The organism is Georgenia ruanii (assembly GCF_009193175.1).
In the GTDB taxonomy this organism is placed as follows: Bacteria; Actinomycetota; Actinomycetes; order Actinomycetales; family Actinomycetaceae; genus Georgenia; species Georgenia ruanii.
Genome location: NZ_VUKE01000006.1, coordinates 116,643 through 132,990 on the forward strand (window position 1 = coordinate 116,643; position 16,348 = coordinate 132,990).

The window sequence follows — 16,348 nt, forward strand, 5'->3', positions numbered from 1 at the left end:
GCACCCGCAAACTGAGAGGACTCTCATGGACATCTCCAGCACGTCGGCACTGGTCACCGGCGGGGCCTCAGGGCTCGGCCTCGCGACGGTCAAGCTCCTGCTGGACAGGGGAGCATCCGTCGTCATCGCCGACCTCGCGGGATCGCGCGGCGCTGAGGTGGCCGCCGAGCTCGGCGAACGGGTGCGGTTCGCGCCCGCCGACGTCACTCGCCCCGCCGACGTCGAGGCGGCGCTCGACGCCGCTGAGGGTCTCGGGCCGCTCACGGTGGTCGTCAACTGCGCCGGCGTCTCCATGACGGCACGAGTGGCCGGAAAGAACGGGGCATTCCCGCTCGAGGTTTTCCAGAAGGTCATCGACATCAACCTCGTCGGCACATTCAACGTGATCCGGCTTGCTGCAGTTCGCATGAAGGACAGTGCGATGGACGGCGACGAGCGTGGCGTGATCGTCAACACGGCCTCGGTCGCCGCTTTCGACGGGCAGGTGGGTCAGGCCGCGTATGCGGCGTCCAAGGGCGGGGTGGCGGCGCTCACGCTGCCGATTGCGCGTGACCTTGCCCAGTACAAGATTCGCGTCGTCACGGTCGCGCCGGGGCTTTTCCACACACCGATGTTCGATTCGCTTCCCCCGGAGACGATCGAGTCGCTAGGCAAGCAGACGCCGCACCCCGCGCGGCTCGGCACGCCCGAGGAGTACGCAGCCCTCGTCGGTCACGTCGTCGAGAACGCGATGCTCAACGGGGAGACGATCCGCCTCGACGGCGCGATCCGGATGGCGCCTCGCTGATGGCAGCGATCGGAGGTGGTAGCGACTACCGGTACTTGCGCGTCGCGCACGAGGCCGGCGTCGCGTGGATCGTGTTGGACCGCCCGAACGAAGGGAACGCCCTCAGTCAGGCGCTTGCCGACGAGTTCGTGCGCGCTGTCGACGGCGCCGTCGATGATCCGTCGGTGCGCGTGGTCGTGCTGAGCGGGAATGGCCCGTTCTTCTGCGCGGGCGGTGACGTCGTCGGCATGGCGGATGCCGATGACCCCGTCGCGTTCACCGGCCACCTGGCACGCACGATGCACCGCGGGATCCTCGCTCTCGCGCGCTCCGAGCTCCTGGTGATCGCCGCGGTCAACGGCGCCGTCGCCGGCGCAGGCGTAGGGCTGGTGCTCAACGCGCAGCTTGTCATCGCGTCGTCGGCCGCCTCTTTCGTCTCGGCGTACGCCGGAATTGGCGTGTCGCCCGACTGTGGTGTCAGTTACCTCTTACCGCGGGCCGTGGGTGACGTTCGAGCGGCAGCGCTGCTCTTCGGCGGTCGGCCGATCGACGCCGCCACGGCAGAGTCGTGGGGCCTCGTCGGCGAGGTGACGGACGTGGCAGGGTTCGACGAGCATGTGCGAGCGACGGTCGAGCGCCTGGCCCGCGGTGCGTCGCAGGCCTATGGCCCGACCAAGCGGCTCGCAATGGCCCCGTGGATCGCTGCGTATGAGGAGCACCTCGAGGCGGAGGCTGCCAGCATCGCCACGCTCGTCGGCCACCCCGACTCGCAGGCCCGCGTGCGCAAGTTCGTTGCGGCCAGTCGCGAGCGGGCCGCGGCCAAGGCGGAGACCATGCGCTAGCGATTTTGGCGTCCACAGAGCGGTGCGGCAGGTGCGAACACTTTGCGTAGCGTGAATGGCCGGAAGCGTTGAGAAAACTCGACCGCAGCGTGAATCTCGAGGACGTTCGGTCAACGGGCGAGCTCCGTCCGCCTCTCCCAGGCAATCACCGGTGAGGGTGAGCCTCCTGCATCACCGAGCGCCGCCGCCGGCGGCGCCGGTTACGCCCGGGTTTGTAGGTGAGCCGTGTTTCTCGCGCACGAGTAGATCGGGTACTTTCCGGATCGTCGCGAGGTGCCCCATTGCTTCCCTCGGGCTGAGGAAGCCACGTGGAGTAGGTTTGGTCAGAGCGGGTCGGGCACTGGTCTGGGCTCGGCGAAGTCACCCGCTCGTTGACGGAGCGCCGCGAGCGTGCGCACGAGGGTCCGCGTCTCGTCCTCGGTGAGGCCGGGCCGGGTGAAGACCTCGTCGTTGAGCGAGGCGGTGGCCGCCTCTACCCGCTCCCCTCCCGCGTCCGTCAGTACCAGGATCGTCGCCCGGCCGTCGTGCGGGTGGGGTTCCCGGCGCACGAGGCCGTCGTGCTCGAGCCGGTCAACGGTATTGGTCACGCTCGCGGGATGGACCTGCAGGCGTGCGGTCGCGCTTGCCATGGGCAGCCGGCCCTCGCGGGCGAAGGCGAGCAGACGGAGCATCTCGTAGCGGGCGAAGCTCAACCCGTGCGGTTTGAGCGCCTGGTCGATGCGCGCCAGCATGAGCTGCTGGGCACGCATGACACTTGTGACCGCGGCCATTCCGTCCGCGGCGTCCTCCCAGCCGTGCGCCAACCACTGACGGCGTGCCTCAGCGATCGGGTCGACCGGTAGTGGCTGTTGTTGCGCCATCGATCATTTCCTCCTCGCGCGGTAGCGCGTGCCGTCAACACCCAGCTCGGTCGGGTCAGACCCGCAGGACGAGTGCATCACCCTGGCCACCGCCCCCGCACAGGGAGGCGACACCGAGGCCGGCGCCGCGGCGGCGAAGCTCCAGCGCTAGTGTGAGAGCGAGGCGGGCACCGGACATGCCGACCGGGTGGCCGAGGGCGATCGCCCCTCCGTTGACGTTGACGATCTCGGGGTCGATGCCCAGCTCGCGTGTCGAGGCGATCGCTACGCTGGCGAAGGCTTCGTTGATCTCCACGAGCTCGAGGTCCGACACGGCCACTCCCGCGCGCTTCGTTGCGTGCGCGATGGCCCGGGCGGGCTGGTGGAGCAGTGAGGGATCGGGGCCGGCGACGCTCGCGTACGACACGATCTCGGCGAGCCACGGGATGCCGCGACGCTCGGCTTCGGCCTTGTCCATGACCACGACAGCCGCGGCGCCGTCGGAGAGCTGCGAGGCCGAGCCGGCGGTGATGGTGCCGTCGGGGGCGAAGGCGGGGCGGAGCGCCGCCAGTGACTCCGCTGTCGTCCCCGGGCGTACGCCCTCATCCTGCGTGACGACCTCCGTGCGGCGGCCGCGTCGGACCGTCACCGACACGATCTCCTCGGCGAAGATGTCGTTCGCGATGGCGGCAGCGGCGCGCTCGTGGGAACGGGCCGCGAAGGCGTCCTGCTCGTCGCGGGTGATCTGCAGCTCGGCCTGATACTTCTCCGTGCCGGCCCCCATGACCAGACCGTCGATGCCGCACACGAGGGCGTCGCGCTCGAGCGCGTCGGCGAGGTCGGCCGACCCGTACTTCACCCCGCCGCGCACGTCTGTCAGGTGCGGGGCGTTAGTCATCGATTCCGTGCCACCGGCGATGACGGTCTGTGCGAGGCCCCCGCGGATCGCGAGGTCGGCGTGCCCGATGGAGGTCATCCCGGACAGGCAGAGCTTGTTGATCGACGTGGCAGGGACGCTCAGCGGAACGTCCGCGGCGACGGCGGCGAGGCGCGCGGGGTTGGGGCCCACGCCGGCCTGCACGACGTTGCCGAAGTAGACCGCCTCGGCATCGCCCGGCTCGACTCCTGCGCGCTCGAGCGCGGCGCGGATGGCGATCCCCCCGAGCTGGGCGGCGCCGAGGGGAGCGAGAGTCCCCAGCAGCTTGCCGATCGGGGTGCGGGCTCCCGAGACGATGACGCTGGTCATGGCTTCTCCTTCGTCGAGCCCACCGCAGACAGGCGGAGCGGCCCGGGCGGGGTCTGTTTGGACTTCATAGTATATAGTTGGCTGTCATAGTATCCTGCAGCAGATGCTTCACCCAACGGAGGGACCGCAGCATGACCGCCAGCATGACCACAACCACGACCCGCGAGCTCACCCATTTCGTCGGCGGACGCCACGTCAGCGGCACCTCGGGTCGCTTCTCCGACGTGTTCGACCCCAGCACCGGACAGGTGCAGGCAAGGGTGCCCCTCGCGAGCGCCGACGAGGTTGCCGCGGCGATCGCGGTGAGCGAGGAGGCGCAGCAGGTCTGGGGCGCGTACAACCCCCAGCGGCGCGCCCGCGTGCTGCTGAAGTTCCTCGACCTGATCGCCAAGGACACGCCGAGCCTCGCCCGCACCCTCTCCCGGGAGCACGGCAAGACGCTCGACGATGCCAAGGGTGACATCCAGCGCGGCGTGGAGGTTGTCGAGTTCGCGGTCGGTGCGCCGCACCTCCTCAAGGGCGAGTACACGACCGGTGCCGGCACCGGCATCGACGTCTACAGCATGCGTCAGCCCCTCGGCGTCGTCGCCGGCATCACCCCGTTCAACTTCCCGGCGATGATTCCGCTGTGGAAGATGGGCCCGGCGCTCGCGGCGGGCAACGCCTTCGTGCTCAAGCCGAGCGAGCGTGACCCCTCGGTGCCGCTGCGCATCGCCGAGCTCTTCCTCGAGGCGGGCCTGCCCGAGGGCGTGCTCAACGTCGTCAACGGCGACAAGGAGGCGGTCGACGCGATCCTGCACGACGACCGGATCAGGGCTGTCGGGTTCGTGGGCTCGACCCCCATCGCGCAGTACATCTACGCCACGGCTGCAGCCAACGGCAAGCGCGCACAGTGCTTCGGCGGCGCGAAGAACCACATGGTCGTCATGCCCGACGCCGACATGGACCAGGTCGTCGACGCGCTCATCGGGGCCGGCTACGGCTCCGCGGGCGAGCGGTGCATGGCGATCTCCGTCGCCGTCCCGGTCGGGGAGGCGGCCGCCGAGGCGCTGGCCGCGAAGCTCGTCGAGCGGGTGAAGGACCTCAAGGTGGGGCCGGCGCTCGCAGAGGGCGTCGACTACGGCCCGCTCGTGTCGAGAGACGCGGTCGACCGGGTCAGCGCGTACATCCAGCAGGGCATCGACGAGGGGGCGACGCTGCTGGCCGACGGCCGGGGCTACACCGTCGCCGGGCACGAGAACGGCTTCTACCTCGGCCCCACCCTCTTCGACCACGTCACGCCTGACATGACGATCTATAAGGAAGAGATCTTCGGCCCGGTCCTGACGATCGCGCGGGCAGCCGACTACGAGCAGGCCGTCGCGATGGTCAACAACCACCAGTTCGGCAACGGTGTCGCGATCTTCACGCGCGACGGCGACGCCGCCCGGGACTTCTCCGCCCGGATCGACGTCGGCATGGTCGGGGTCAACGTTCCGATCCCGGTTCCCATCGCCTACCACACCTTCGGCGGCTGGAAGAAGTCCGGATTCGGCGACCTCAACCAGCACGGGCCCGACGCCTTCCGCTTCTACACCAAGACGAAGACCGTCACGAGCCGCTGGCCTTCCGGGATCAAGGAAGGCGCCAGCTTCGTGATCCCGACGATGAGCTGAGCCATGGCGACAACCATGACCGAGGAGCGTGCGGCGCTCGTCGAGGCGGTCCGCGACTTCGCGGAGGCTGAGCTCGAGCCGTACGCCAACCAGTGGGATGCCGAGAAGCACTTCCCCGTCGACACGCTCCGGCAAGCCGGCGAGATGGGACTCGGTGGCGTGTACGTCCGCGAGGACGTCGGCGGCAGTGGCTTGAGCCGTTCCGACGCCGTCGCCATCTTCGAGGAGCTGGCCCGCGGAGACACCACGCTCGCCGCGTACATCTCCATCCACAACATGGTTGCCTGGATGATCGACCGCTTCGGCGACGAGGACCAGCGCCACCGGTGGGTGCCGCGCCTCGTCACCATGGAGGACCTCGGCAGCTACTGCCTCACCGAGCCCGGCGCCGGCTCCGACGCAGCGGCGCTGACGACGTCCGCCCGCCGCGATGGCGACCACTACGTCATCAACGGCACCAAGCAGTTCATCTCGGGCGCCGGCACGTCGGCCGTGTACCTCCTCATGGCTCGCACCGGGGGACCGGGCCCGGACGGCATCAGCGCGATCGTCGTCCCGGCCGGCACCGCGGGAATGAGCTTCGGGCCGAACGAGAAGAAGATGGGCTGGAACGCCCAGCCCACCCGACAGGTGATGTTCGACGACGTCCGTGTCCCGGTGTCCTACCGGCTCGGTGCCGAGGGCGACGGCTTCAAGATCGCGATGAAGGGCCTGAACGGCGGCCGCGTCAACGTTGCTGCCGCGTCCCTCGGTGGCGCTCAGTGGGCATTCGAGAAGGCGGCGCGCTACGTCCAGGAGCGCGAGGCGTTCGGTGCCCCGCTGGCGGCGAACCAGAGCATCGTGTTCGGGCTCGCGGACATGGAGACCGAGCTGCACGCGGCGCGGCTCCTGCTGCAGCACGCGGCGCAGAAGATGGACGACGAGGCGCCCGACGTGGCGGTCGCATGCGCGAAGGCGAAACGGTTCGCCACCGACGTCGCCTTCCAGGTGGCCAACACGGCGCTGCAGATGCACGGGGGGTACGGCTACCTGCACGAGTACGGCATCGAACGGGTCGTCCGTGACCTACGAGTGCACCAGATCCTCGAGGGCACCAACGAGATCATGCGCGTGATCATCGGCCGAGAGGTGCTCCGCAGAGCGAAGGGAATGTCATGAGCGGGACGGACCAACCAGTACTCCTCGAGCGCCGAGGAGTGCTGGGCCTCATCACGCTCAACCGTCCGCGGGCGATCAACGCGCTCACCCACGAGATGGTCCTGCTCGTGTCCCGTGCCCTCGACGAGTGGGAGCACGACGACGCCGTCCGAACCGTCGCCATCACCGGTGCCGGGGAACGGGGCCTGTGTGCCGGAGGGGACATCGTGGCCCTCTACGAGGCAGCAGTGGAGGGGCCGGCGGAGCCAGCCGTGGAGTTCTGGGCCGACGAGTACGCGATGAACGCGCGGATCGCTACCTACCCCAAGCCCATCGTGGCGGTCCAGGACGGGCTCGTGCTTGGCGGGGGTATCGGGATCTCCGCGCACGCGTCCCACCGCGTCGTCACCGAGCGGTCGCGCCTCGGCTTCCCCGAGGTCACCATCGGGTTCGTCCCGGACGTCGGCGGCACGTGGCTGCTCTCGCGCTCGCCCGGCGAGCTCGGCACGAGGCTCGCGCTCACCGGCGCTCACGTCGGTGCGGCAGACGCGATCCTCGTTGGCCTGTCCGACCAGTTCGTGCCGTCGGAGCTGATCCCGGCTCTGCTCGACCGGCTGGGCACCGAGGAGCCCGACATCGCCATCGCCGCCGTGCGAGCGGACCCCGGACCGGCCCCGCTCGAGGCCGAGCGTGAGCTCACGGACCGGACCTTCGGGCAGGCAACGGTCTGCGAGATCATCGCCGCACTCGAGGCCGACGGGGATGAGCCAGCACGCCAGATCGCTGGGACGGTTGCGGCGAAGTCACCGACCGCCGTCAGCGTCGCCCTCGAGGCACTCCGTCGCGCCCGGGCGCTGGACTCGCTCGAGGAGGCGCTGGAGCAGGAGTTCCGGGTGTCCACCCGGCATCTGTCCGCCCCCGACTTCGCCGAGGGCATCCGTGCCCAGGTCATCGACAAGGACCGCTCGCCGGCCTGGAGGCCGGCCGACCTCGGCGAGATCACCACATCCATGGTGGAGGAGTTCTTCCGCGAGTCCCCGTGGGGCTCGTTCCACTCCGCCCGCGTCATGTCGAAGGAGACCTCATGACCACGATCGGATTCATCGGGCTCGGCCACATGGGCGGCCCCATGGCCAAGAACCTGCGCGCCGCCGGGCACGAGGTCCGCGGTTTCGACCTGTCGCCCGCCGCTCTCGATGCGGCTCGCGCAGCCGGCATCGACGTCGTCGCGTCCGCCGCCGAGGCGGTGATGGGTGCGCGAGTGGTCATCACGATGCTGCCCGCCGGCCGGCACGTCATCGACCTCTATCGCGGGACCGACTCTGACCCCGGGATTCTCGGCGCCGCCAGTCCCGACACGCTGTTCATCGACTCGTCGACCATCGCGGTCGACGAGGCGCGCCACGCGCACGAGCTCGCCGTGGGCGCGGGCCATCGCTCCCTCGACGCACCGGTGTCGGGCGGCGTGGTCGGGGCGGAGAATGGCACCCTCGCGTTTATGGTCGGCGGCGACGAGCGCGACTTCGCCCAGGCGGTCCCGCTGCTGGAGACCATGGGTCGGCGCGTGGTCCACTGTGGCGGGCCCGGGCTCGGGCAGGCCGCGAAGGTCTGCAACAACATGCTCCTCGCGGTCTCGCAGATCGCGGTCGCGGAGGCGTTCGTGCTCGGTGAGCGACTCGGGCTCTCGCACCAGACGCTGTTCGACGTGGCGTCCAACGCCACGGGCCAGTGCTGGGCGCTCAGCACGAACTGCCCGGTCCCGGGCCCGGTACCGACCAGTCCGGCCAACCGCGACTACCAGCCAGGGTTCGCCGGCGCGCTCATGTCGAAGGACCTGGGGCTGGCCGAGCAGGCGATCGACCTCGTCGGCGTCGACGCGCGCATGGGCCGCCTCGCCCGCGAGATGTACCTCGCCTACGCGAACGGTGAGGGCACGGACCGCGACTTCTCCGGCATCATCCAGACGATCCGTGCGCACAGCACCTCGGCAACCCAGGGAGCTCAGCGATGACCCACTACACCACCATCCTCGTCGAGAAGCGGGGGCGCGTCGGGTGGATCACCCTCAACCGGCCCGAGGCCCTGAACGCGCTCAATGCGGCCTCGGTGGCCGAGATCGTCGATGCGGCGAAGGCCTTCGACGACGATGCCGAGGTCGGGGCGATCGTCCTGACCGGCTCCGACCGCGCGTTCGCGGCGGGGGCCGACATCAAGGAGATGGCCGACAAGCAGTACGTCGACATGTTCCTCAACGACCCGTTCGCCTCGTGGGGGGACTTCGGGAAGCTGCGGACGCCGGTGATCGCCGCCGTTGCCGGTTACGCCCTGGGCGGAGGCTGTGAGCTGGCGATGATGTGCGACATCATCCTGGCGGCCGACACGGCGAAGTTCGGCCAGCCCGAGATCAACCTCGGGGTCATCCCGGGCATCGGTGGCACCCAGCGGTTGCCGCGGGCCGTGGGCAAGTACAAGGCCGCCGAGCTGGTGCTCACCGGCCGGACGATGGGTGCTGAAGAGGCCGAGCGCGCGGGGTTGGTGTCGCGCGTCGTGCCGGCAGGCGAGCTGCTCGAGGAGGCGGCGCGCGTCGCCGAGACGATCGCCGCGAAGTCGCTCCCGGTCGTCTACGCCGCGAAGCACGCGCTCCAGGCCGCCCAGGAGACGACGCTGGAGGAAGGCTTGCGTTTCGAGAAGCAGGCATTCGCCGCAACCTTCGCCCTCGACGACCAGACTGAGGGCATGGCTGCGTTCCGTGGCAAGCGGGCAGCCGAGTTCACCCATCGATGACACCGGCGCGGGGCGAGCCCGGCGATGAACCTGCTTTGACGTGACGAAGGAGTTGCCACCATGAAGATTGTCGTACTGGTGAAGGAAGTGCCCGACACCTACGGTGACCGGAAGCTGAACCTGGAGACCGGACTTGCCGACCGGGCCGCCGGCGACGCAGTGCTTGACGAGATCGGCGAGCGTGCGCTCGAGCTCGCGCTCTCCACCGCGGACCAGATGGGCGACGTCGAGGTCAGCCTCCTGTCGATGGGTCCTGAGTCGGCGGCGGCGACGATCCGCAAGGGCCTCGCGATGGGTGCGGCGTCCGCGGTCCATGTCGCCGACGACGCGCTCCTCGGCGCCGACCTGGGACTTACCGCCGAGGTCCTGGCTGCGGCACTGCAGCGCGTCGGGTTCGACCTCGTCATCACGGGCAACCTGTCCACCGACGGGACCGGATCGGCAGTCCCGGCGATGCTGGCCGAGCTGCTCGGCGTCCCTCACGTCACCTCCCTGTCGACAGTGGAGATCGCCCCCGACAGGGTCTCAGGAACTCGCGTCACGGATGATGGCGTCGCCCGCGTCTCGGCCGACCTGCCCGCGGTGGTCTCGATCACCGAGGCCCTGCCCGACGCCCGCTTCCCGAACTTCAAGGGCATCATGGCGGCGAAGAAGAAGCCGTACGAGACCCTCACCCTGTCCGACCTGGGCATCGACGTCGAGGCCACCGCGAAGGGCCGGTCGATCATCGTGGGGTTGTCCGAGCAGCCGGCTCGCGGGGCCGGGGTCAAGATCGTCGACGACGGGGAGGCGGGCGCGCAGCTCGCGGAGTTCCTCGTCTCCAACCGTCTCGCCTGAGGAGCACAGCTATGACGAACGCAGAGCAGAATGCGGTCCTCGTCCTCATCGAGGTGACGCCGGAGGGAGGTGTCGCGAAGAGCACGGCCGGGCTCCTCGGGGCGGCGGCCGGCATCGGGACACCCGTCGCCCTTGTCGTGACTGGGCCGGGCGCGCACGAGGAGGCGGCGCAAGCCGCCGCAGACCTCGGTGCGGTCAAGGTCCTCGTCAGCGAAGCCGCTGACGTCTCGTCGAGCCTCGGCGTCCCGGTGATCGACGCGGTCTCCGCCGCGATCGACGCGACCCAGCCGGACGCCGTGCTCATCTCGCACTCGGTCGACGGGCGAGACGTGGCCGCCGCGGTGGCCGCCCGCCGGGGGCTGGGCCTGGCGGTTGACGCGGTCGGCGTCTCCCGGGACGACGAGGGCGTGGTGGCCCACCACTCGGTCTACGGTGGCGCCTACAACGTCGACTCCGCCGTCACCTTCGGAACCCTCGTCGCCACGATCCGCCAGGGTGCCGTCGATGCCCGGGCGGAGGGGAAGCCGGTGGTGATCGAGCGGCTGCACGTCGCCCCGTCCGGGCGCCGAGCGGCCCGCATCGACGGGTTCGAGCCGGTGAAGGTGGCGTCGAGCAGGCCCGAGCTTCGGGGGGCTGCCAAGGTCGTCTCGGGTGGGCGTGGGCTCGGCTCCAAGGAGCAGTTCGTCCTCGTCGAGCAGCTCGCCGACGAGCTCGGCGCGGCGGTGGGCGCGTCGCGGGCGGCCGTGGACGCGGGCTACGTCCCCCACTCCCACCAGGTCGGCCAGACCGGCGTCGCGGTCGCCCCCCAGCTTTACGTGGCGCTCGGGATCTCCGGCGCGATCCAGCACCGGGCGGGCATGCAGACCGCCAAGACGATCGTCGCCGTCAACAAGGACCCCGATGCGCCGATCTTCGAGATCGCGGACTTCGGTGTCGTCGGCGACGTGTTCTCGGTGGTGCCCCAGCTCATCGAGTCGCTCCAGGCGCAGAGGAACTGAGCAATGACGACCGCTTCGCGACCCCGTCGGGGCCTTCCGCGACGGCCGGGGGCGGAGCAGTGGCCGCCGGCGACGTCCACTGCGTCCAGCGACCCGTTGTCGTCTGATCCGGAGGACCCCGTCGCCGCGCAGCCAGCGGCGGGGAGCGCGCCGTCGGCGCAGGCGGGGAGGCCTGACCCCTCCGGCAACGGGACGACCTCGCGACCCGCCGGGACCGATGGTGACTCGGCAAGCCAGGCGGCTCCCGTCCCCTCCGCAGGGGTCTCCTCGCGGCCCAGCACAGCGCTCGCCGGTGAACGTCGGCGCAGTGGGCTGCCCAGGAGGCCGAGCGAGGAGAACGGGTCGCCCCTATCCGGTGTGAAGTCGGACCCTGCGATCCCCGCTGACGCGGCGCCGCAGGCGTCGTCGGGTTCGACGACAGCCTCTCCTGCCGCGAGCCCGCCAGCTGGTACACGTCGCCAGGGGCTTCCTCGCCCGGGTCAGTCGGACGGGTCGGCGTCGGCCGCGGCGCCGGTGGCTGGGGGAGCGGCACCCGCTGCTGCTGCCCCCGGCCGGCGGGCGGGTCTCCCTCGTGCCGGCGCCTCCACGGCACCGGCTCCCGCCTCGCCGCCGGCGTCGCCCTCGACTCGGCGGTCGGGTCTCACTACGCCCAGGCCGGAGACCAGCACTCCCACGGCGACGGCGAGCACCCCGTCGGCGGCGCCCAGCGGTGCAGCACGCCCGGAGCGAAGCCGATATGGCCGGTACACCGCGCTCCAGTGGGCAGGACGGGCCGCCGTCGGCGTGGCCGGGCTGCTGATCGTCGCAGCGCTGGCGGTGCTGTTCGCCCGGTGGTTGATCGGTCGTGACGCCGTGAGCGACTTCCTCACCACCTATCCGGGTACGTACGACCTGCCGGAGTCGGCACCCACGGGCATCCCCGCGTGGCTCGGATGGCAGCACTTCTTCAACGTGTTCCTCACCGTGCTGATCATCCGTAGCGGTTTGATGGTGCGTCGTGAGAAGCGTCCGAGCGCGTACTGGACCCCACGCTGGAACTCGAAGCAGAAGATCAGTCTCCAGCTGTGGCTTCACCAGTCGCTCGACATCCTGTGGCTCGTCAACGGCGTCGTCTTCATCGTCCTGCTGGTCGCCACGGGGCACTGGATGCGTATCGTGCCCACGAGCTGGGAGGTGTTCCCCAACGCCGTGTCGGCCGGGTTGCAGTACCTGTCGCTCGACTGGCCGACGGAGAGCGGCTGGGTGAACTACAACGGCCTGCAGCAGCTCGCCTACTTCACCACCGTCTTCATCGCCGCGCCGCTCGCCGCCCTGACCGGGGTGCGGATGTCCGGCATCTGGCCGAAGGAAGCGCAGAAGCTGAACAAGCTCTACCCGGTCAAGTGGGCGCGTGCCGTCCACTTCCCGGTGATGCTCTACTTCGTGACCTTCATCATCGGCCACGTCGCGATGGTCCTCGCGACGGGGGCCCTGCGAAACCTCAACCACATGTACGCGTCACAGGACGCCGTCAACTGGACCGGGTTCTGGATCTTCGCCGGGTCGTTGGTCGTCATTGCGGCCGCCTGGGTCGCTGCACGACCACTCGTCCTCGCGCCGATCGCCGGGCTGTTCGGCAGGGTGAGCACGCGCTGAGGCCTGCTGCCGCCCCGGCTGTCGGGGAGGCTCGGCCGAGCCGTCCTGGTCCGGACTGGTCAACACCAGCCGAGCCGCTGGCTCTGGCACCACTCCGCCGGACACGACACGAAGACGTCGCATGATGGGAGAACCGCGTGGCAGCAATCGACCGGGTACTCAACCTCGCGGACGTTCACCGCTTGGCGAAACGCAGGCTGCCTCGTGCCGTGCTGGAGGTGATCGACGGCGGAGCCGGGGACGAGACGACCTTGGCGGCGAACCGGGCCGACCTCGAGGCGATGCGACTGGTGCCGCGGAATCTGGAGGACGTCCGCGAGGTCGACCTCTCGACCACCGTGCTGGGGCAACGCATGGCGATGCCGTTCATGTTCGCGCCCTGCAGCTATGCGCGGATGTGCCACCCGGCAGCCGAGCGCGCCGTGGCCGAGGCGGCCGGGCGATCCGGAGTCGGCTACATCGTTCCTGGTGGAGCGAGCGAGCCGCTCGACGCGGTGGCGGCGGCGGCGACCGGCCCGCTCTGGTACCAGATCTACCTGAGCCCGGACATGCGCCGCAACGAAGACCTGATCAGCGTGGTGCGGGCCAACCGCTACCAGGCGCTCGTCGTCAGCGTGGACACCCCGATGATGCCGTACCGCGAGCGCGACATGCGCAACGGGATCTCGTTCCCCCTGACGGTGACGGCCAGGCTCGCTCTTGCCGGTATGTCGCGGCCGGTGTGGGCGAAGAACTTCGTGCTGGGGAACAAGAGCGCGGGCTTTTCGCTGACCGCGGCGCGGCGCGCCTACTACAGCTTCGAGACGGCGATGAGCGGACTCCGGCCGGTCACCCTGGACGACCTCGGATGGCTGCGAGCACGGTGGGACGGACCGCTGGTCGTCAAGGGTCTACTGGGGCCTGACAAGGTCCGTGAGATGGTGAGCCTCGGCGTCGACGCAGTTGTCGTGTCCAACCACGGCGCGCGCAACCTGGACGGTGTTGTGTCCACGGCCTCCGCAGTTCGCAGCGTCGTCGACGCTGTAGCCGGTGACCTCGAAGTCCTGGTCGACGGCGGCGTCCGCCGTGGGATCGACGTCGTCCGGATGCGCGCACTCGGTGCCACAGCGAGTCTCGTCGGCCGACCCTACCTCCACGGTCTGGCGGCCGCTGGCCCTGCCGGGGTCGCCCGGGTCGCTCGACTGTTGAGGGACGAGGTACACGTGGCGCTCGCTTTCCTCGGCCTCCACTCGTTCGACCAGATCACCCCCGAGGTCCTGGCCGCGTCGTCGGCGGCCGCTGGTCATGGCCTGAATCCGTGGAGATCGTGACTCTCGACCTCAACCGCTGGCGGCGGCTCGATCGAGGCAGCGTTGACCTGGATCCATTCCGACGGTCTTGCGCCACAGCCGGACTCCGCCGCCCCTTGGGCGCCGGTCACCGCCTTCCGAGCACTGCTGCCGGCCCGCGGTAGTCGAAGAACCTCTCGCGGTCCGACGCCCGACGTCGACGTGGCGGTGGGTGTAAACATGCCCCTTGACAGACGATTCCTCATGATGAAACATCGTGGTGATCGTCACTTCGTGAAGGTGGCGGATTAGCACCCCTCAACGTGGAGGAGTTTCACCATGCCCTTCGGAAGGCGTACCACCTGCGGCGTCGCACTCGCCGTCGTCTCTCTGCTCGGCTTGAGTGCTTGCGCCGGCGGGGCGAGCGGCGCGGCCAGCCAAGACCTCGCGGAGATCCAGGTCATGATGTTTCCAGGCGTCGCCTACCGGCTGCCGGTCGTGATCGCCGAGCAGGAGGGCTACTTCGAGGACGAGGGAGTGGCGATCAAGGAGATTCCGCAGCCCAACAACCTTCCCGGCATCCAAGCCCTGACCTCGACGAAGTCCCAGGTCGGGCAGTTCTCCGTGGCTACCGTTGCGCAGGCCGCCGAGGCGGGGGAGAAGGTCAAGATGTTCTGCGGCCACATCGGCGAGGTGCAGTCCAGCGTCGTGGCCAACATCGACTCCGATCTTCCCAACATGGAGGAGGGGGCGAGCTGGGAGGAAGTCCTGAAGGCGTTGGACGGCAAGACTTTCGGCGTCCAGGTGCCGGTCGGAGCGGGGTTCCAGCTGATCACTGCCGCGGCGTTCGAGGAAGTGGGCGTCACAGACGTCACGTACGTCAACGTCGGCGGGAGCAACACGACCACCGGCCCGGCCCTCGACAACGGCGACGTCGAAGCGGCAATTGCGAGCCCGCCTGGCACGCAGTTCCTGACGGAGTCGGGGAATCAGAAGGTCCTCGCCTACCTCCCCGACGGGCCGGCGGCATACCGCGACTGGTACGGCAGCGGATGGGCAGCTCCCACGGCCTGGCTCGAGGCCGAACCCGAGGCCGCGGCTGGCTTCTGCCGGGCGGTGCAGCGAGGGATCGACTACGTGCAGGACCCCGCGAACGCGGACAGCGTCGAGGAGGCGTTGGTGGACGACACCGGCTTGCCGGCCGATATCGCTGCGCTCATCGTCTCCAGCCAGTACGAGCCTTACTCGACGGAGCTTCCCCAGGACGTCATCGAGGTCACCCTCAAGGGGTACGCGGCGAGTGGCGTGCTCAGCGGCGCGAGCGCGGTGACCTACGAGTCCCTCGTGGACGACAAGACGGGCCGGTAGGCGCGAGACGGGACGCAGGAGGCTCCATGAGTACCGTTCAAACCCAACGGGCCGATCCCACTGACTTCATCACCTTCGCGGGCGTCGAGCGCACGTTTCAGCTCCGCAAGAGCTCCGAGAATGGCGGTTCCGCCAAGAGTGCGCAGTTCCTGGCGCTCGAGGAGATCAACCTCTCGATCCCCAAGGGGCAGTTCGTCGCTCTCGTCGGTGCCAGCGGTTGCGGGAAAACCACGCTTCTCAACATGCTCGCTGGTCTCGTCGAGCCCACGAAGGGGCAGATCACGCTCGACGGCCGGCGTCCCGTCCTTCCGAACCTCGACATCGGCTACATGTTCGCCCGCGATGCACTGCTGCCATGGCGCAGCGCGCTGCGCAACGTCGAGCTGCCGCTCGAGACACGGGGCTGGGACCGAGCCCGCCGCAGAGAGCGAGCCCGAGAGATGCTCGACCTGGTGGGGCTCTCGGGACGAGAGACGCAGTACCGGCTACAGCTGTCCCAGGGGATGCGGCAGCGCGTCGGACTGGCGCGGACCCTCGCCGCAGATCCTTCTTTGCTCCTGATGGACGAGCCCTTCGCGGCGCTCGACGCCCGGACGAAGCTCACGCTGCAATCGGAGTTCCTCCGCATCTGGGAGAACCAGGATCCCGATCGCCGGAAGACGGTCATCTTCGTCACCCACGATCTGCAGGAAGCGGTCCTGCTTGCCGACCGCGTCATCGTCATGCTCCCCGGGCCCGGCCGTATCGCCCAGGACAAACTGGTCGACCTGCCCCGGCCGCGCGCCGACCACTTGGGCGAGATGACGTTCGAGGACGAGTTCAAAGCGGTGACGCACGAGCTCTTCGAGTGCCTCGAAGGCGCCATCGTCTCCCCGTGACACCACGTCCATCCCCTTGAAAGACCCAGGAGAGAGCCGCGATGACGACGACCGTTCGAGCCGAGCCCGCCGTCCAGCCACGCGAAGGGTCCCCT

The 16,348-nt window shown here is 69.5% G+C and carries 15 protein-coding genes; 13 read left to right on the plus strand and 2 right to left on the minus strand.

The window, feature by feature from the left end:
• Positions 1 to 25 precede the first annotated feature (25 nt).
• Together GD880_RS08260 and GD880_RS08265 are read left to right on the plus strand one after the other, a co-directional pair.
• Positions 26 to 787: an SDR family NAD(P)-dependent oxidoreductase gene (locus GD880_RS08260; protein ID WP_152231149.1), complete on the plus strand. Its 762-nt coding sequence runs from the start codon at positions 26 to 28 to the stop codon at positions 785 to 787.
• Entirely contained in the window at positions 787 to 1,608 is an 822-nt protein-coding gene (locus GD880_RS08265) for an enoyl-CoA hydratase/isomerase family protein (protein ID WP_152231150.1), read from the plus strand. Before GD880_RS08260 ends, GD880_RS08265 begins: the two co-directional genes overlap by 1 nt.
• A 323-nt stretch (positions 1,609 to 1,931) precedes the next feature.
• Here GD880_RS08265 and GD880_RS08270 read toward each other — a convergent pair whose 3' ends face one another.
• Entirely contained in the window at positions 1,932 to 2,468 is a 537-nt protein-coding gene (locus tag GD880_RS08270; protein ID WP_152231151.1) for a MarR family winged helix-turn-helix transcriptional regulator, read from the minus strand.
• Positions 2,469 to 2,523: 55 nt separating this feature from the next.
• Positions 2,524 to 3,693: an acetyl-CoA C-acetyltransferase gene (locus GD880_RS08275; RefSeq protein WP_152231152.1), complete on the minus strand. Its 1,170-nt coding sequence runs from the start codon at positions 3,691 to 3,693 to the stop codon at positions 2,524 to 2,526.
• 131 nt (positions 3,694 to 3,824) lie between these two features.
• Here GD880_RS08275 and GD880_RS08280 point away from each other — a divergent pair, with 131 nt between their 5' ends.
• The 11 genes from GD880_RS08280 to GD880_RS08330 all read left to right on the plus strand — a co-directional run bounded on the left by GD880_RS08280 (position 3,825) and on the right by GD880_RS08330 (position 16,253).
• Positions 3,825 to 5,348, plus strand: a complete 1,524-nt coding sequence (locus GD880_RS08280) for a CoA-acylating methylmalonate-semialdehyde dehydrogenase (RefSeq protein WP_405002736.1) — start codon at positions 3,825 to 3,827, stop codon at positions 5,346 to 5,348.
• A 3-nt stretch (positions 5,349 to 5,351) separates the two neighbouring features.
• Positions 5,352 to 6,506 (plus strand): acyl-CoA dehydrogenase family protein, encoded by a 1,155-nt coding sequence (locus GD880_RS08285; protein ID WP_152231153.1) that lies wholly within the window; start codon positions 5,352 to 5,354, stop codon positions 6,504 to 6,506.
• A complete protein-coding gene (locus GD880_RS08290; RefSeq protein ID WP_152231154.1) occupies positions 6,503 to 7,573 on the plus strand; it encodes an enoyl-CoA hydratase/isomerase family protein in 1,071 nt (356 codons plus the stop codon). The genes GD880_RS08285 and GD880_RS08290 overlap by 4 nt, the downstream gene beginning before the upstream one ends.
• A complete protein-coding gene (mmsB, locus tag GD880_RS08295) occupies positions 7,570 to 8,496 on the plus strand; it encodes a 3-hydroxyisobutyrate dehydrogenase (RefSeq protein WP_152231155.1) in 927 nt (308 codons plus the stop codon). Before GD880_RS08290 ends, mmsB begins: the two co-directional genes overlap by 4 nt.
• Positions 8,493 to 9,269, plus strand: a complete 777-nt coding sequence (locus GD880_RS08300) for an enoyl-CoA hydratase (protein WP_152231156.1) — start codon at positions 8,493 to 8,495, stop codon at positions 9,267 to 9,269. Before mmsB ends, GD880_RS08300 begins: the two co-directional genes overlap by 4 nt.
• Positions 9,270 to 9,329: 60 nt before the next feature.
• Positions 9,330 to 10,106 carry an electron transfer flavoprotein subunit beta/FixA family protein gene (locus tag GD880_RS08305; protein WP_152231157.1) on the plus strand — a complete coding sequence of 259 codons (777 nt, stop codon included), beginning with the start codon at positions 9,330 to 9,332 and terminating at the stop codon, positions 10,104 to 10,106.
• A gap of 11 nt (positions 10,107 to 10,117) precedes the next feature.
• Entirely contained in the window at positions 10,118 to 11,104 is a 987-nt protein-coding gene (locus GD880_RS08310) for an electron transfer flavoprotein subunit alpha/FixB family protein (RefSeq protein WP_152231158.1), read from the plus strand.
• A 783-nt stretch (positions 11,105 to 11,887) separates the two neighbouring features.
• Positions 11,888 to 12,739 (plus strand): cytochrome b/b6 domain-containing protein, encoded by an 852-nt coding sequence (locus GD880_RS20660; RefSeq protein ID WP_226909477.1) that lies wholly within the window; start codon positions 11,888 to 11,890, stop codon positions 12,737 to 12,739.
• Positions 12,740 to 12,876: 137 nt separating this feature from the next.
• Positions 12,877 to 14,049 (plus strand): alpha-hydroxy acid oxidase, encoded by a 1,173-nt coding sequence (locus GD880_RS08320; protein ID WP_152231160.1) that lies wholly within the window; start codon positions 12,877 to 12,879, stop codon positions 14,047 to 14,049.
• 297 nt (positions 14,050 to 14,346) lie between these two features.
• A complete protein-coding gene (locus GD880_RS08325) occupies positions 14,347 to 15,375 on the plus strand; it encodes an ABC transporter substrate-binding protein (RefSeq protein ID WP_152231161.1) in 1,029 nt (342 codons plus the stop codon).
• A 26-nt stretch (positions 15,376 to 15,401) separates the two neighbouring features.
• The gene (locus GD880_RS08330) at positions 15,402 to 16,253 is read left to right on the plus strand and encodes an ABC transporter ATP-binding protein (RefSeq protein WP_152231162.1); all 852 of its coding nucleotides are present in this window, start codon (positions 15,402 to 15,404) and stop codon (positions 16,251 to 16,253) included.
• Positions 16,254 to 16,348 lie beyond the last annotated feature (95 nt).

Excerpts from the sequence above, each read along its gene's own strand:
- GD880_RS08290 (WP_152231154.1), top strand. The coding sequence starts at position 6,503 with ATGAGCGGGACGGACCAACCAGTACTCCTCGAGCGCCGAGGAGTGCTG.
- mmsB (WP_152231155.1), top strand. The coding sequence starts at position 7,570 with ATGACCACGATCGGATTCATCGGGCTCGGCCACATGGGCGGCCCCATG.
- GD880_RS08260 (WP_152231149.1), top strand. The coding sequence starts at position 26 with ATGGACATCTCCAGCACGTCGGCACTGGTCACCGGCGGGGCCTCAGGG.
- GD880_RS08300 (WP_152231156.1), top strand. The coding sequence starts at position 8,493 with ATGACCCACTACACCACCATCCTCGTCGAGAAGCGGGGGCGCGTCGGG.
- GD880_RS08305 (WP_152231157.1), top strand. The coding sequence starts at position 9,330 with ATGAAGATTGTCGTACTGGTGAAGGAAGTGCCCGACACCTACGGTGAC.
- GD880_RS08285 (WP_152231153.1), top strand. The coding sequence starts at position 5,352 with ATGGCGACAACCATGACCGAGGAGCGTGCGGCGCTCGTCGAGGCGGTC.
- GD880_RS08310 (WP_152231158.1), top strand. The coding sequence starts at position 10,118 with ATGACGAACGCAGAGCAGAATGCGGTCCTCGTCCTCATCGAGGTGACG.
- GD880_RS08270 (WP_152231151.1), bottom strand. The coding sequence starts at position 2,468 with ATGGCGCAACAACAGCCACTACCGGTCGACCCGATCGCTGAGGCACGC.
- GD880_RS08275 (WP_152231152.1), bottom strand. The coding sequence starts at position 3,693 with ATGACCAGCGTCATCGTCTCGGGAGCCCGCACCCCGATCGGCAAGCTG.
- GD880_RS08330 (WP_152231162.1), top strand. The coding sequence starts at position 15,402 with ATGAGTACCGTTCAAACCCAACGGGCCGATCCCACTGACTTCATCACC.
- GD880_RS08325 (WP_152231161.1), top strand. The coding sequence starts at position 14,347 with ATGCCCTTCGGAAGGCGTACCACCTGCGGCGTCGCACTCGCCGTCGTC.
- GD880_RS08280 (WP_405002736.1), top strand. The coding sequence starts at position 3,825 with ATGACCGCCAGCATGACCACAACCACGACCCGCGAGCTCACCCATTTC.
- GD880_RS08265 (WP_152231150.1), top strand. The coding sequence starts at position 787 with ATGGCAGCGATCGGAGGTGGTAGCGACTACCGGTACTTGCGCGTCGCG.